Source organism: Komagataeibacter intermedius TF2 (genome assembly GCF_000964425.1).
In the GTDB taxonomy this organism is placed as follows: Bacteria; Pseudomonadota; Alphaproteobacteria; order Acetobacterales; family Acetobacteraceae; genus Komagataeibacter; species Komagataeibacter intermedius.
On record NZ_BANF01000072.1, the window covers coordinates 1 to 13917 of the forward strand.

12 protein-coding genes are annotated in these 13917 nt (G+C 63.8%); 3 read left to right on the top strand and 9 right to left on the bottom strand.

From position 1 onward, the window contains the following. Nucleotides 1-415 (bottom strand): glutamate--tRNA ligase family protein (locus B7449_RS10995; protein ID WP_048883624.1); only part of this gene is annotated, 415 nt, incomplete at its 3' end. Between the two features lie 221 nt (nucleotides 416-636). On the opposite strand from B7449_RS10995, the gene B7449_RS11000 reads away from it, so the two are divergent. Beyond that, nucleotides 637-1197 carry an HNH endonuclease gene (locus B7449_RS11000; protein ID WP_039734753.1) on the top strand — a complete coding sequence of 187 codons (561 nt, stop codon included), beginning with the start codon at nucleotides 637-639 and terminating at the stop codon, nucleotides 1195-1197. Between the two features lie 27 nt (nucleotides 1198-1224). Here the strand turns inward: B7449_RS11000 and B7449_RS11005 are convergent, their stop codons facing one another. Beyond that, the gene (locus B7449_RS11005) at nucleotides 1225-1539 is read right to left on the bottom strand and encodes a hypothetical protein (protein WP_039734667.1); all 315 of its coding nucleotides are present in this window, start codon (nucleotides 1537-1539) and stop codon (nucleotides 1225-1227) included. Nucleotides 1540-1925: 386 nt separating this feature from the next. Here B7449_RS11005 and hpnR point away from each other — a divergent pair, with 386 nt between their 5' ends. Both hpnR and B7449_RS11015 read left to right on the top strand, forming a co-directional pair. After that, nucleotides 1926-3470: a hopanoid C-3 methylase HpnR gene (gene hpnR, locus B7449_RS11010; RefSeq protein ID WP_039734668.1), complete on the top strand. Its 1545-nt coding sequence runs from the start codon at nucleotides 1926-1928 to the stop codon at nucleotides 3468-3470. Nucleotides 3471-3958: 488 nt separating this feature from the next. After that, complete coding sequence (locus B7449_RS11015; RefSeq protein WP_039734669.1) at nucleotides 3959-4168, top strand: heavy-metal-associated domain-containing protein; 210 nt, start codon at nucleotides 3959-3961, stop codon at nucleotides 4166-4168. A 126-nt stretch (nucleotides 4169-4294) separates the two neighbouring features. Here B7449_RS11015 and B7449_RS11020 read toward each other — a convergent pair whose 3' ends face one another. From B7449_RS11020 to B7449_RS11050, 7 genes are all read right to left on the bottom strand, one after another. Further along, on the bottom strand, nucleotides 4295-4738 hold the full coding sequence (locus B7449_RS11020; protein WP_199858284.1) for a SufE family protein: 444 nt from the start codon (nucleotides 4736-4738) through the stop codon (nucleotides 4295-4297). A 101-nt stretch (nucleotides 4739-4839) separates the two neighbouring features. After that, nucleotides 4840-6153 carry an ATP-dependent protease ATPase subunit HslU gene (gene hslU / locus B7449_RS11025; RefSeq protein WP_048883625.1) on the bottom strand — a complete coding sequence of 438 codons (1314 nt, stop codon included), beginning with the start codon at nucleotides 6151-6153 and terminating at the stop codon, nucleotides 4840-4842. Continuing rightward, nucleotides 6153-6746: an ATP-dependent protease subunit HslV gene (gene hslV / locus B7449_RS11030; protein WP_010512855.1), complete on the bottom strand. Its 594-nt coding sequence runs from the start codon at nucleotides 6744-6746 to the stop codon at nucleotides 6153-6155. The genes hslU and hslV overlap by 1 nt, the downstream gene beginning before the upstream one ends. A gap of 66 nt (nucleotides 6747-6812) precedes the next feature. Next, a complete protein-coding gene (locus tag B7449_RS11035) occupies nucleotides 6813-8780 on the bottom strand; it encodes a response regulator (protein ID WP_048883626.1) in 1968 nt (655 codons plus the stop codon). Nucleotides 8781-8816: 36 nt separating this feature from the next. Further along, nucleotides 8817-10688: a response regulator gene (locus tag B7449_RS11040; RefSeq protein ID WP_039734673.1), complete on the bottom strand. Its 1872-nt coding sequence runs from the start codon at nucleotides 10686-10688 to the stop codon at nucleotides 8817-8819. A gap of 10 nt (nucleotides 10689-10698) precedes the next feature. Beyond that, the gene (gene cheB / locus B7449_RS11045) at nucleotides 10699-11790 is read right to left on the bottom strand and encodes a chemotaxis-specific protein-glutamate methyltransferase CheB (RefSeq protein ID WP_039734674.1); all 1092 of its coding nucleotides are present in this window, start codon (nucleotides 11788-11790) and stop codon (nucleotides 10699-10701) included. Beyond that, a complete protein-coding gene (locus B7449_RS11050; RefSeq protein WP_039734676.1) occupies nucleotides 11787-13913 on the bottom strand; it encodes an ATP-binding response regulator in 2127 nt (708 codons plus the stop codon). Before B7449_RS11050 ends, cheB begins: the two co-directional genes overlap by 4 nt. Nucleotides 13914-13917: the final 4 nt, after the last annotated feature.

Consider the following 13917-nt stretch of genomic DNA (forward strand, 5'->3'; position numbering starts at 1 on the left):
CCAGCAGGTCCGCCCGCCGCATGGGGTCCATATGGCGGCAGGTACCGGGATAGACCAGCGTGCCATCCGGGGCATGATGGGGCGCGCTGGCGGCTTCGGCAATGTCGCGCCGGGTGCAGAAACACGGATACAGCAGCCCACGCGCGCGCAGGCTGTCCAGAACGTGGCGATAGTCCGGCATATGCCGTGACTGTCGGCGCACCGGCTGCGGCCATGACAGGCCAAGCCAGGCAAGGTCGGTGTAAAGATCCGTAACGAATTCAGGACGGCAACGGACCGTATCGATGTCTTCCACCCGCAGAAGGAAGGTTCCCCCCGACTCCGCAGCCCGCCGCCAGCCATGCAGGGCCGATGCGACATGTCCAAGATGCAGGTGCCCGGTGGGGCTGGGGGCGAAACGGGTGGTGACTGCCATTATCGAACCATATCAGGAAGATACCGGAAAAAATCACGGCTTTCCTGTTTCCCTGTGTGCATCGTGCGCGGGCGGTAGCCCCACGGGCATGGGTTGCCACGCCATGCGGGGTCTGCAATAGATTCTACAGTTACCTGACGACGACGCACACCCCAGGCGTTCGCTTCGCTACAGAGTTACGCCTGAACACCGTGCGCCGGCATTCGGAAAGGAATGCGTCCGTGCCCTGTGACAGTCAATACCTGCCTGCCCTGGTCCTGAATGCTGATTTCAGGCCCCTTTCCTACTTCCCGCTTTCCCTGTGGTCATGGCAGGACGCCATCCGCGCCGTCTGGCTGGACCGCGTATCGGTGCTGAGCGAATACGACACCGTCGTGCGCTCCCCCACCCACAGCCTGCGCCTGCCCAGCGTCATCGCGCTGAAGGACTACATCCCGTCCGCCCGCAAACCAGCCTTCACCCGCTTCAATGTCTTCCTGCGGGACAATTTTTCCTGCCAGTACTGCAATACCCGCTTCCCGACACAGGAACTGACTTTCGACCACGTCATTCCCCGCAGCCGGGGTGGCCGCACCAGCTGGGAAAACGTGGTGACGGCATGTAGTCCATGCAACCTGATCAAGGGGTCGTACATGCCACACCAGATCCGCATGTACCCCGCCGGCACCCCCGCACAGCCCACCAGCCGCAGGCTACAGGAAAACGGGCGCGCCTTTCCCCCCAACTACCTGCATGAAAGCTGGCGCGACTATCTGTACTGGGATACCGAACTGGAAAACTGAACGGATCGGGGCACGGACCCCGACACGTTATTTTGTATAGCTGTATCCATATTCATCCGCCATCTTCTGCAGGTCGGGCGCGCCACGCAGCTTGAGTGGCAGCGGCTGGGGATGCTTGTGATTCTTGCTGAAAACGAAGTTGTGGTCGCTCATGCGCTGGCAGGTATTCGCCGCGATGGGAAAGCTGAGCTGCATGGCGGTGCCCATCTGCTCACGCAGGCACTTCACGTCACTTTCGAAAGGCTTGCGGCCGATTTCAGCGGTACACCCGCACATCATGACCACGCCGCATGCCAGCAGCCCGAGGCGGGCGGACATTTTTTCCACGATTTTCAGATTCATTTCGACCCCGTCGCTTAAGCGGTGCCGACACTGCCACGAAAGCGCAGGCTGCGATAGGGGACATGAAGACCGCCCCGCCCCTGTCCCGTCCGTAATGCATAGGTCCCCTTCCGACAGAGCCGGACATGAAGAAAAAACATACCTGACCATGGAATATGACAAAGGACACGCAGGCATTAGCTGCATGCATAGGTGATATTACCGTGAATTGGATGACAGATCACACTTATATTGCCACCCTCTGTCATTATTCTTATTTTTTCTAAATCATGTCTGATATATAAAAAATACAAATACAGCATTGGTCCGGCTGTAAATTTGTGACCGGATTGCGTATGCACTGGCGTGCTGTGACACCGTCCCCATCGATGCCCTGAGGTAAAAGAATGAGATTACTGGCCGTCCATCCAAGCTCACTCATGTACACGAAGGTCTTCCTGCGTCTTGAACCGCTGGGACTGGAACTGGTTGCCGGTGCCGCGCGCAACAAGGGACATGAGGTGGAAATCATCGACCTCCAGGTCGAGAAGCATCCCGATTACTGGGAACGCATCGAGCGATTCCGTCCGCACGCCATCTGCTTTTCCGGCAACTACCTGGCCAATGTCCCCGAAATCATTGACCTGTGCAAGGAAACGCGCCGGCGCCTGCCCAACGTGTTCCTGTTCATCGGGGGACATTCGATCTCGTTCATCGCGCGTGACGTGCTTGCGCTGTCCGACGGGGCCATCAACTGCGTGCTGAAGGGTGAAGGCGACGCCACCGTCGGCCTGCTGCTTGAAGCATGGGAACAGGGCAAGGACCTGCTGACCGTGCCCGGCGTCGTCACCATGGAAGGGGACGGCCCGCCGCCGATCTTCATCGAATCCCTTGATGAGGTCCGCCCCGCGCGTGACCTGCTGCGCCACCGCCGCAAGTACTTCATCGGCACGCTGGATCCCGCCGCGTCGATCGAATTCGCCCGTGGCTGTCCGTGGGACTGCACGTTCTGCAGCGCATGGACCTTCTACGGCCGGTCCTACCGCACCGCCAGCGCCAAGGTGATTGGCGAGGAACTGCAGGAAATCAAGGAACCCGGCATCTTCATCGTCGATGACGTGGCCTTCGTCCATGCCGAGCACGGCATGGCCATCGCCGATGAGATCAAGCGCCGCAACATCCACAAGGAATATTACCTCGAGACCCGCGCCGATGTGCTCATGCGCAACAAGGAAGTGTTCGCGGTCTGGAAGGAAATCGGCCTGAGCTACATCTTCATCGGGCTGGAAGCGGTCGATGCGGAAGGGCTGAAGCGGTTCCGCAAGCGCGTGTCGATGGACCGCAATTTCGAGGCGCTGGAATACGCCCGTTCGCTGGACCTGATTGTTGCGATCAACCTGATTGCCGATCCGTCATGGGACCGCGAACGTTTCGAGGTGATCCGCCAGTGGTGCCTGGAAATCCCGGATATCGTGAACATTTCGGTCACCACCCCCTATCCCGGTACGGAAATCTGGGAAAGCGAGTCCCGCAAGCTGACCACGCGCGACTACCGCCTGTTTGACATCCAGCACGCGGTCATGCCCACCACGCTGCCGCTGCGTGAGTTCTATGAAGAACTGGTCAAGACCCAGCAGATCCTGAACAACAAGCATCTGGGCTGGAGCGCAATCAAGGACACGCTGGGCATTGCCCTGCGCCTTGCGCTGCGTGGGCAGACCAACTTCCTGACCATGATCTGGAAGTTCAACTCCGTCTTCAATCCCGAACTGCAGATGGCCGACCATGCGCAGAAGCCGGAATATGAAATGCCGCTGAAGCCGGAAGGCTCCGACCAGAAGGTCGATCGCAAGACGCTGTATGTCCACGGTCCCGCCGGCCGCAAGTCGCGCAAGCTGGATGATGCGACAGAAAAGTTCGTGGATGAAACCCGCATGAGCACGGTGGACTGATCCCCGCCCTACCAGCGGTTACTGACTGACATCACAAAAGGCCGGTTGCGCATGCACCGGCCTTTTCTGTCGTGCGTCATCCGGCCTGTCATCACGATACCGCATGCGCACCGGCCTGAAAGGCACGGATTCCTCCGTAGCTGGTGAAGACGCTTCTCCCTGCCGTCCCGTGGCAATCCGGTTTCACACCGTGCAGGACGGGCATTCCTGCCTTCCTTCCATACGCACGTATCCAGTGGGGAAGATGGGGCACAAGGCCGCGATTATCCTGCAGGTCGATATTTTTCAGGCGACCGTCCATGCGTCAATTTTATTACATTCGATAATATCGAACCATGCCCGACCAGGGGGGAGATCGTGCCAGCCGCACCGCCCTCATGAAAAAGGAGACAATGGCGCATGGGGATCTAATCTGGTGTAATCGGGTCGGTTCTCAACCACAGGCACCCATACACAGGCTGCCAGCAGGTGATAAAGGCGATCGGATCATGGAAAAAATAACACTGAACATAAGCGGCATGACCTGTGACGGATGTGCATCCAAGGTCGTGCATGCACTCGAAGGCGTAGATGGCGTCGCGATGGTTGAAGTCTCGCTGGAACAGGGCAAGGCCTTCGTCACGTATGACAGCCGCACCACCAACCCCGATGACCTGTTCGCCGCGGTTGACGATGCAGGCTTTGACGCAGGTTACTGACCTGCATGGGCAGGCATGACCGCCTGCCCCGGTCCTTCCCCGTTACCTGGGGAAGGCCGTTTTTGGTAAAATGTTCCGAAACACCGCCTTTTTGAAAAAAGGCGGTCCCGGAAACCTGTCTGCCTGTCAGCCGCCCATGCCGGCGGCGGCCTTGCGTATGGCCTGCGCCATGGCTTCCACCCCGTTGCCCCGGTTGGTGGACAGTGCCTGCACCAGTCCAAGATCACGCAGGAATTTGGGGTCCGTATTCAGGATCTCGTCCCGGCTGCGCCCCGAATAGACCCGCAGCAGCAGCGCAACCAGCCCCGATACAATGGCCGCATCCGACGCACCAGCCAGATACAGCAGCCCGTCACGCGGCTGTACTTCCATCCAGACCTGGCTCTGGCATCCCGGCACACGGTGGGCATCGTCCTGCCATTCGGGGGGGAATGGCGGCAGCTTGCGCCCCAGCTCGATGATGTACTGGTAGCGCTGCATCCAGTCATCGAACAGGGCCAGTTCCTCACCAATCTCCGCAATGGCATCAGCGGCAGTATCGTCCTCGGGCTTTACGAAAGGATCGGTCATCATCTTTCCTGTTACGCGGGGGCCATGGCGGCCCGGAAAACGGAGCTGAACGCAAAAGGCCGCACCCTGCGGCGCGGCCCCTGCAGCGGGCAGGTACTGCCCTACAGGATAAAGCGGCTCAGATCACCCTTGCGGGCCAGGGGAGCCACACGGTTCTGGACATCCTCAGCCGTGATCACCACGTCTTCCCCGCTCCGGTCGGCGGCGGTGAAGGATACATCCTCCAGCAGGCGTTCCAGAACGGTGGCCAGACGCCGCGCGCCAATATTCTCCACCCGCTCATTAATGTCGGCCGCCAGTTCCGCCAGCGCATCAATCGCGCCATCGGTAAAGGACAGCGTCACCTTTTCCGTGCCCAGCAGGGCGACGTACTGCTGCAGCAGCGAATGTTCCGGCTCGGTCAGTATCCGGCGCAGGTCATCACGCGTCAGCGACGCCAGTTCCACGCGGATGGGCAGGCGTCCCTGCAGTTCAGGCAGCAGGTCGGACGGCTTGGCGATATGGAACGCGCCCGATGCGATGAACAGGATATGGTCCGTGCGCACGGGGCCGTATTTGGTGGAAACGGTCGTCCCTTCGATCAGGGGCAACAGGTCGCGCTGCACCCCTTCGCGCGAGACATCGCCCCCACGCGATCCCCCTTCGGACGCACGTGCGCAGACCTTGTCGATTTCATCAAGGAAGACGATGCCGTGGTCCTGCGCGTGGGCCACGGCTTCACGCGTCAGGGTTTCGGTATCCAGCATCTTGTCTGCTTCCTGCCGGATCAGGGCGGCACGGGCCGCAGCCACCGTCATGCGCTTCTGCTGCGGCATGCGGTTCATGAAGCCCTTCATCATGTCGGAAAAGTTGATGACGGCGCCGGGTGTCATGTTCGGCATGTCGGATGGTGATGGATTGCCCCCTTCGGCAATCGAGATCTCGACTTCCTTGTTTTCCAGTTCACCCGCGCGCAGCATCCGGCGGAACTTGTTGCGGGTTTCCGACGATGCGCCCTCGCCCACCAGTGCATTGAGCAGGATGTCCTCAGCGGCCTGTTCGGCGTTCTTTTCCACGTCCTTGCGCCGCAGGTCGCGCAGCATGTTGATCGATGCCTCGACCAGGTCACGCACGATACTTTCCACGTCGCGGCCGACATAACCGACCTCGGTGAACTTGGTCGCCTCGACCTTCAGGAACGGCGCCTGCGCCAGCTTGGCCAGACGGCGCGCGATCTCGGTCTTGCCGCAGCCGGTCGGCCCGATCATCAGGATGTTCTTGGGCACGACCTCGTCGCGCATCGCATCGGTCAGCTGCGCGCGCCGCCAGCGGTTGCGCAGCGCAATGGCCACGGCACGCTTCGCATCGGCCTGACCGATGATGTAGCGATCGAGTTCGGCCACGATCTCCCGCGGGGAATGATTGGGGATTTCCATTACGCCGCTCCGTCCTGCGTATCCGCGCCCAGTGTTTCCACAATGACGGAATGATTGGTGTAAACACAGATGTCACCGGCGATCTTCATCGACCGCCGCGCGATATCCACCGCTGACAGCCCCTCGATCCCCAGCAGCGCGCGGGCGGCCGACAGCGCGTAATTCCCGCCCGATCCGATGGCGATGATGCCGTCCTCGGGCTCCAGCACGTCGCCATTGCCCGTCAGGGTGAAGGACCGTTCCGCGTCCGCCACGGCCATCATCGCCTCAAGCCTGCGCAGGTAGCGGTCCGTGCGCCAGTCCTTCGCCAGTTCCACGCAGGCGCGTTCCAGCTGGTTGGGATAACGTTCCAGCTTGTTTTCCAGCCGCTCCAGCAGGGTGAAGGCATCCGCCGTGGCCCCGGCGAAACCGGCCAGTATCTGTCCGGTCGGGCCGATGCGGCGCACCTTGCGGGCATTTCCCTTGATCACGGTGGCGCCCAGCGTCACCTGCCCATCGCCCGCCATGGCCACCTGGCCGTCGCGGCGGACACATAAAATGGTCGTTCCATGCCACCCGACAGGGTCATGGGGAGATGAATGATATTCTTGCATATCAATAGAAATAAAACGTTCTCACGCCAGCACAAGGGGCAAGGCCACACGCCCTGCCCCGCGCGGTCATGTCGCCTGCGGGGCGCGGTTCATGATCCGGTCGATATGGGCGGCCAGATCCGCGCGGGTAAAGGGTTTGTGCATGACGTTGGCGCTGCCCGCCGGCAGTGCGCCGGCATTGGCGTAGCCGGTCAGGTACAGCACCCGCAGTCCCGGCCGCAGCGCCTGCAGGTGATGGACGGTCTCCATCCCCCCCATGCCGGGCATCATCACATCCATGATGACAAGGTCGATCGGTCCCAGCCCCTGTTCCATGGCCTGCACGGCGGCGGCGCCACTGGCATATTCATGCACGTCATGTCCACGCGCGCGCAGGAAGCCCGCCGTCACCGCGCGCACGCCCGGTTCATCATCCACCACCATGACATGCAGCGCATGCTGGCCCGTCCCCTGCCCCGGGGTTGCCGCCGTGGCCGCGACCGGGCCGTCGATGACACTCCCGTCCCCCTGCACCGGCAGGCACAGGTCAACGCGCGTGCCCTCGCCCGGCCTGCTGCGTACCTGCACCTCGCCGCCAACATGGCGGATGAAGCCATAGATCATGGACAGGCCCAGCCCGGTGCCGCGACCGACATCCTTGGTGGTGAAAAAGGGCTCGAACACACGGGCCAGCGTCTCGGGCGACATGCCGACACCCTGGTCGGTTACCGAAACCATGACATATTCCCCCGGCACGAGATTCGTCCCGGGCACGATTTCCCTGACCCGCTTCAGCGCGGTGGACACCTTGATCAGTCCCCCCTCGGGCATGGCGTCAACGGCGTTGATGCACAGGTTGAGCACCGCGAGTTCCAGTTGCCCCGCATCGGTGCAGACCGGCGGCAGCATGCCGTCTGACGCCGCCGTGTCCACCACGATGGTGCATGGCGCGCCGCCGCTTTTTCCCTGCCGGGACACCACCGTCTGCGCCAGCAGGTCGTTCATGCCATGCAGCAGGGCGTTCACGTCCACCGGTTCAAGGCTGAGATCGCGCGGACGGCTGAAATTGAGCAGCCTGCGTGTCAGCGACGCCCCACGCTGTGCTGCCGCGGATGCATTGTCCAGCAGCCGCGCCATCGGCCCCGTTTCCGGCCCCATGTCACGCACCAGCTCCAGCGACCCCAGCACCGCAGTCAGCAGGTTGTTGAAGTCATGCGCGATGCCACCGGCCAGCGTGCCCAGCGCCTGCATCTTTTCCGCCTGGCGCAGGCGGGCGGCCATTTCCTGCTGGCGGGTAATGTCACGGTTGATCACGACGGAACAGGCCGACCCGTCACCCAGCGCACCCAGCACGACGCGCGTGATCTCGCGCCACCGTCCCTGCACGCCGCCACGGATATGGGCGGGCAGTTCGACAACTTCCTCGTCGCGCCCTTCATCATGCAGCCGTTCATGCGCGGCACGGATCAGGGGCAGCAGGTCCGCATCGCACAGTTCCTGTTCCGTGCGGCCAAGGCAGTCCGCAATGTTGCGGCCATAGAAATCCGCGGCCTGCTGGTTGATGCGGATAAAGCGGCCCTGCGCATCCATGAACCCCAGCCCCGATCGCAGGTTGTCCAGCAGGCCATGCAGCAGCATGCGTTCCGTGCGCAGTTCACGTTCCAGCCTGTGGTAATCGGCCGCCTGCACGATCATGGCGCGCAGGGCGTCGGGGTCCCACGGCTTGTGGGAATAGAACGAAATACGCCCCTGGTTCAGCGCGACCGCGACCGCGCCGATATCGGCATATCCCGTCAGCAGGATGGCCTGCGCGTCGCTATGTTCGCGCGCGCGCGCCAGCATGACATCGCCCCCCATTTCGGGCATGCGCTGGTCGGATACGATCACATCCACATCGTTGCGGGCTGACAGGATGTTCAGCGCTTCACCCGGCGATGTGGTGGACAGGACGGTAAAGGTATCCTCCAGCAGGTCCGTAAGGGCCACAAGGATCTCGGCTTCGTCATCCACCAGCAGGACAACAGGGCGCGGTGGCGTCGCGGGGACGGTATTCATTGGGCTGCAACTCCCTGCGCTGGGGTTATGGCACGCTCACTCGGCGCGCGTGATGGATGAAGGATGGACAGACGGGGACGGCCCGCCCTCGCCCGCCGGCCCGGCGTTCCAGGGCACGGAAATGGTGAAACGCGCGCCCCCCTGCGGCGCACGGCCGACCGACAGGCTGCCATGGTGGGCCTGCACCACGCTGTAGGCGATCGCAAGCCCCAGCCCGGTTCCGGCACCCACCGGCTTGGTGGTGAAAAACGGCTCGAAAATGCGCTCCTGCACGTCGGGCGCGATACCGGGGCCGCTATCGGTAATGACAAAGACATAACTGTCCTGTCCCTCCCCATTATGGGAGAGGAAGGTATGGATCTCGATTTCCCCTTCCGCGATCCCGCCACGGACAGACATATCATCAGGCTGGGCGGCAAGAATTGCATCCGCCGCATTGCTGATAATATTCATGATGACCTGATTGAGCAGCGCCGCCTGGCAGTACAGCCGGTCCGGGGCTTCGTAGCGACGTCTGACCACGATGCCGCTGCCCAGCTTCTGCGTCAGCAGCGCCATGACGGTTTCCAGCGCCTCGGGCACATCAATCAGCTGGAACAGCCCTTCATCCAGCCGCGAGAATTTGCGCAAATTCAGCACAAGGTTCTGGATGCGCCGCAGCCCCATGTTCATGGACCCTACCCGGTCGCGGCATTTGTTCAGGATCGCGGCCCTGCTGTCATGATCGGGGTCCGCGCAGTCGGCTTCCATGCCGATCACGCGGTCCAGTCCGCGCGCCACCGTGTCCTTGTGCGCCAGAATGAAGGCCAGCGGATTGTTGATTTCATGCGCGATGCCCGCCACCAGTTCACCCAGTGACGCCATCTTGGCCGTCTGCACCAGCTTGCCCTGTGTCTCGATCAGCTTGCGGTTGGCGTCGGCCAGTTCACGATTGGCCTGTTCCAGCGCTTCGGCCAGGGACGCTTTCGAGGCAATGGCCGCAGCTTCCGCCCGCGCGCTCTTGACCGCGATTTCACGCGCCTGCCGCTCGACCTCGATCCGGCGCACGTCATCCTGCAAAAGCTTGCGGCGCACCAGCACGCGAATACGCAGCGCCAGCGCCGCAGGCCCCACATCGCGCGAGACAAGGTCATCTATCCCCGCCTCGAACACCCGCGCCGAAAACTCCTTTGCGTCGGGGCGCGGGGCGCCGTCCACCCCCAGGATGCGCGGCGGCACGTTGCCCGACAGCAGGTCTTCCTGCCGCCATTCATCCAGCCTGCGGCAGACTTCCAGCCCGTCGAACTCCCGGCACGCCAGGTCGATCACCACGCAGTCGGGCACATGATCGGGATCATGCAGCAGGGACGGCTCCAGCCGGGCGGGATCGGGGCACAGGGTCACGATATGCCCGTCACGCCGCAACTGGTCGATCAGTTCGGGCACCGCGCGCCTGTGGGCGGGTTCGGGGGCGATGACCATGATCCGCGCGCGGCGGAACACGCGCTGCGGCAGGAGCGAGGGGGCATGTGCCGCATGTTCACGCAGCAGCGCGCGAATACGGAAGACGATCAGCGCAGGGTCGGACGATTTGGGGATATAGGCATCCGCCCCGCTTTCCAGCCCTTCGCGCTCCAGCCCCGGCTCGATCCCCTCCGTCAGGATCAGGACGGGGATCGTGCGCGTCACCGCGTTCATGCGCAGCTGGCGCGCCAGCTGCCCGCCATTCATGCCCGGCAGGTGATAATCGGCGATCACCAGCCCCGGCAGCCGTTCATCAAGGGTATCGAGCGCCTCCTCCCCGCTGGCCACGCGATGCACGTGAAAGCCGTGGCCTTCCAGCATGCGGCGGATACGCAGGGCCTGCGTGTCCGAATCCTCCACCAGCAGCAGGGTGTCGGTATGGTCCTCTCGGTCAGTCAGCGGCATGGGGGCGTCATTATCCTGCTAGGGGGCCTGTGGAAGGGATCTGGCCACCCGCCATGATCCGGAAGATATGCGGGGCGATCTCGTGCATCGGCAGGCTTATGCACGCCGCCCCCGCGCGTTCGGCAGCGCCGGGCATGCCGTGGATGACCGCCGTGCTGCGATCTTCCACAATGGTGTAGCCGCCGGCGGCACGGATGCGGCCCAGCCCGTCCACGCCGTCCTCGCCCATGCCGGTCAGCAGCACGCCGAGGCTGTCCGCGCCGAACACCCCCGCCACGGAGGAAAACAGCACGTCAGCCGATGGCCGCTGCCCCTGCACCGGCGCGTCATCATGCATAAGCACGTCCCCGCGCGGGCCGACGGTCATGTGCCGGTTGCCCGGCGCCACCAGCACCCGGCCCCGTTCCAGCTTCATGCCGTGCTGCGCCAGCATGACCGGCAGGGCGACATGCTGGTCCAGCCAGGCTGCGAACCCTTCCATGAAAGGCTGCCCCATATGCTGCACCAGCACCACCGGCAGAGCGAAATCCGCGGGCAGATCCCCCAGCACGCGGGCAAAGGCCGTCGGCCCCCCGGTGGAGGCCGCAAGGGCAAGGATGCGCGGACGGATATCAAGCGGGCGCGCCCACATGCCCTTGTGCCGGAAGGGCTCGGCCTGCAGCAGGCGGCGACGGATCACGGGCACCTGGCTCATGATATACAGCTGTGTCGCGATCCCCTGCGCCACGGCGGCCCCGGCTGCACCCGACAGGCCCTGCGGTTTCTCGATCACCGACAGTGCGCCCGAACGCAGCGCGTTCATGGATACCTGCGTCGCCTGTGCGCCGACCGTGTCACTGACAATCACGATGGGAGTGGGGAAATGCGCCATGATCTGCCGCGTGGCTTCCAGCCCGTCCATGCCCGGCAGGCAGATATCCATGGAAATCACATCCGGGCGCAGGCGGGGGACAAGACGCAGCGCCTCCTCCGCCGTTTCCACAGCTTCCAGCAGTTCCAGCCGCGGGTCGCCCGCCACCACGCGCATCAGCAGGTGCCGCAGGACCGCCGAATCCTCCACAATCAGCACCCGGCGCGGCGCAAGGGGCGTCACATCGCTCACAACAGCCCCTTTATGGTATCGATCAGTTCACCCTGATCGAATTTCTGCTTGGTCAGGTAGGCACGCGCTCCACCTTCCATGCCCCGGCGCACGTCATCCCCCTCATCGCGCGATGTCATGAGGACAACAGGGATGCCGGACAGGTGCGGATCGGCCTGCATGGCCGCCAGCAGCGCGAACCCGTCCATGCGTGGCATTTCGACATCCGTCACCACCACATCCACATGCCGCGAGGACTGCTGGAGCAGAGCCAGCGCCTCCTCCCCATCCACCGCAAGACAGACATCGTAACCATGGGACTGCAATATGGTTTTCTGCAGTGTCCGTGTCGTGATTGAATCGTCCACCACCATGACCAGCGGCGCATGGCGCACGGCCACCACGGGGGCGGCTTCATCCACGTCACTGAAGCATACCCCCGCGCCATTGCCGCGCAGCCGCCAGCGCGCGAACAGACGGTCGGGGCTGAGGATGAAAACCGGCTGGTCCTCGCGCTGCCATGCGATGCCAGGCACCAGTTCACTATCCAGCCCCACGGCGGTCGCATCCGACACCAGCAGCGTGCGCACGTCCACCATGCGTTCCACCGCAAAGCCGCAGCGCACGCCATCGACCTCCATCACCACCACGCTGACCGCGCCATCGCGCACGGGCAGCGGCGCGTTTTCATCCCCCACGAAGGCGCGCAGCGGCACAAGCGGCACAAGGTCCTCGGCCTGTCCGTCGCCCTGCGCACGATCCGGCTGCATGCCGCCGGAACGGTGGGGCACCACGGCAAAGGGCGCGCCATTGAGCAGCCTGATCCCGTCACGCCGCACCCGCAGCAGGTGGCGGATCACCCGTCCGGGCAGACCCAGCGCCTGCCCCGCGTTTTCCACCAGCAGCACGGTGCGCTGGCGCTGGGACACCGGCACGGTCAGGGTCACGGTCGTGCCTGCGGGCTGGCGCTGTTCCATGCGCACGGTGCCATGCAGGGCGCGCGCTGCCTCTGCCACCACCGACAGTCCGACCCCGCGCCCGGCCAGCGTATCCGCCTGCCCGCGCGTGGAAAAACCCGGTTCGAACACGCGCGCCAGCAACTGCCGCGCATCCAGCGGCGCATCGGCATGGACCAGCCCCTGCCCTGCCGCCCGCGCGGCGATGGCCTGCAGGTCGGGGCCGCGCCCGTCATCACTGACCGCAACCTGCAGCCGCACGCCGGTCAGGGTGACGGCAATGGTGATGTTCAGCCGTTCCGACTTGCCTTCCTTCAGCCGCTGGGCACGGGTTTCATGCCCGTGCACGATGGCGTTGCGCACCAGATGGACCACCGGGTCGCGCAGGGCCTGCATCACCCGGCGTTCGGTCTGGACCTCCATGCCATACATGTGCACGTCCACCCCGGCATCCGGCCCCCCGTGTTCGCGCGCGATGCGCCGGGCCATGGCGGCCAGGGAACCAAACACGCTTTCGGCGGGCACAAGGGTGACGGCGTGGACTTCCTCCCCCAGCCGCAGCAGCGCGCGGTCGATCTGCCCGGACATGAGTTCACGCTCACGCCCCACCGTCATGAGCTTGCGCGTCATGCGCGCGAATTCGGCCACGGGGTCGGCGCGCATGCGTTCGGGGGCGTGCATGACCGCGCGGGATTCATCAAGCAGGTCCATGACCTGCGCCCACAGCCGTTCATGCCGTTCGGCCACGGACATGAGATCATGCACCGCCAGGGCCAGCGCATCGAGCCGCGCGACAGGCACCTGCACATAGGCGGGGTTTTCCGTAGCGGTAGCGGATGCCGGCGTTTCGTCCTCCGATGGATGGGCCTCGCCATCCGCCGGGGCGGATGTCATGAGCAGGTCCACCTCATCCAGCGTGTCGGTAATGGCCTTCAGGTCCGCCGCATCCGGCAGGGCACGGGCGGCCAGCAGCGCCGACAGGCGGTTTTCCAGCGCGTGGGCCACCCCTTCGACCGTCGGCAGTTCGACCGCGCGCGCCGCCCCCTTGAGCGAGTGGACGCGCCGGAAGATTTCCGCCAGTCCCTGCGCATCGGGGCATCCGGCGGCCACGATGCCCCGGATCGCACGCAGGTGGTCGCGGTATTCCGCGTCAAATACCGCCAGAAGTTCGTCCCGAAGGTTGTCCACGGCC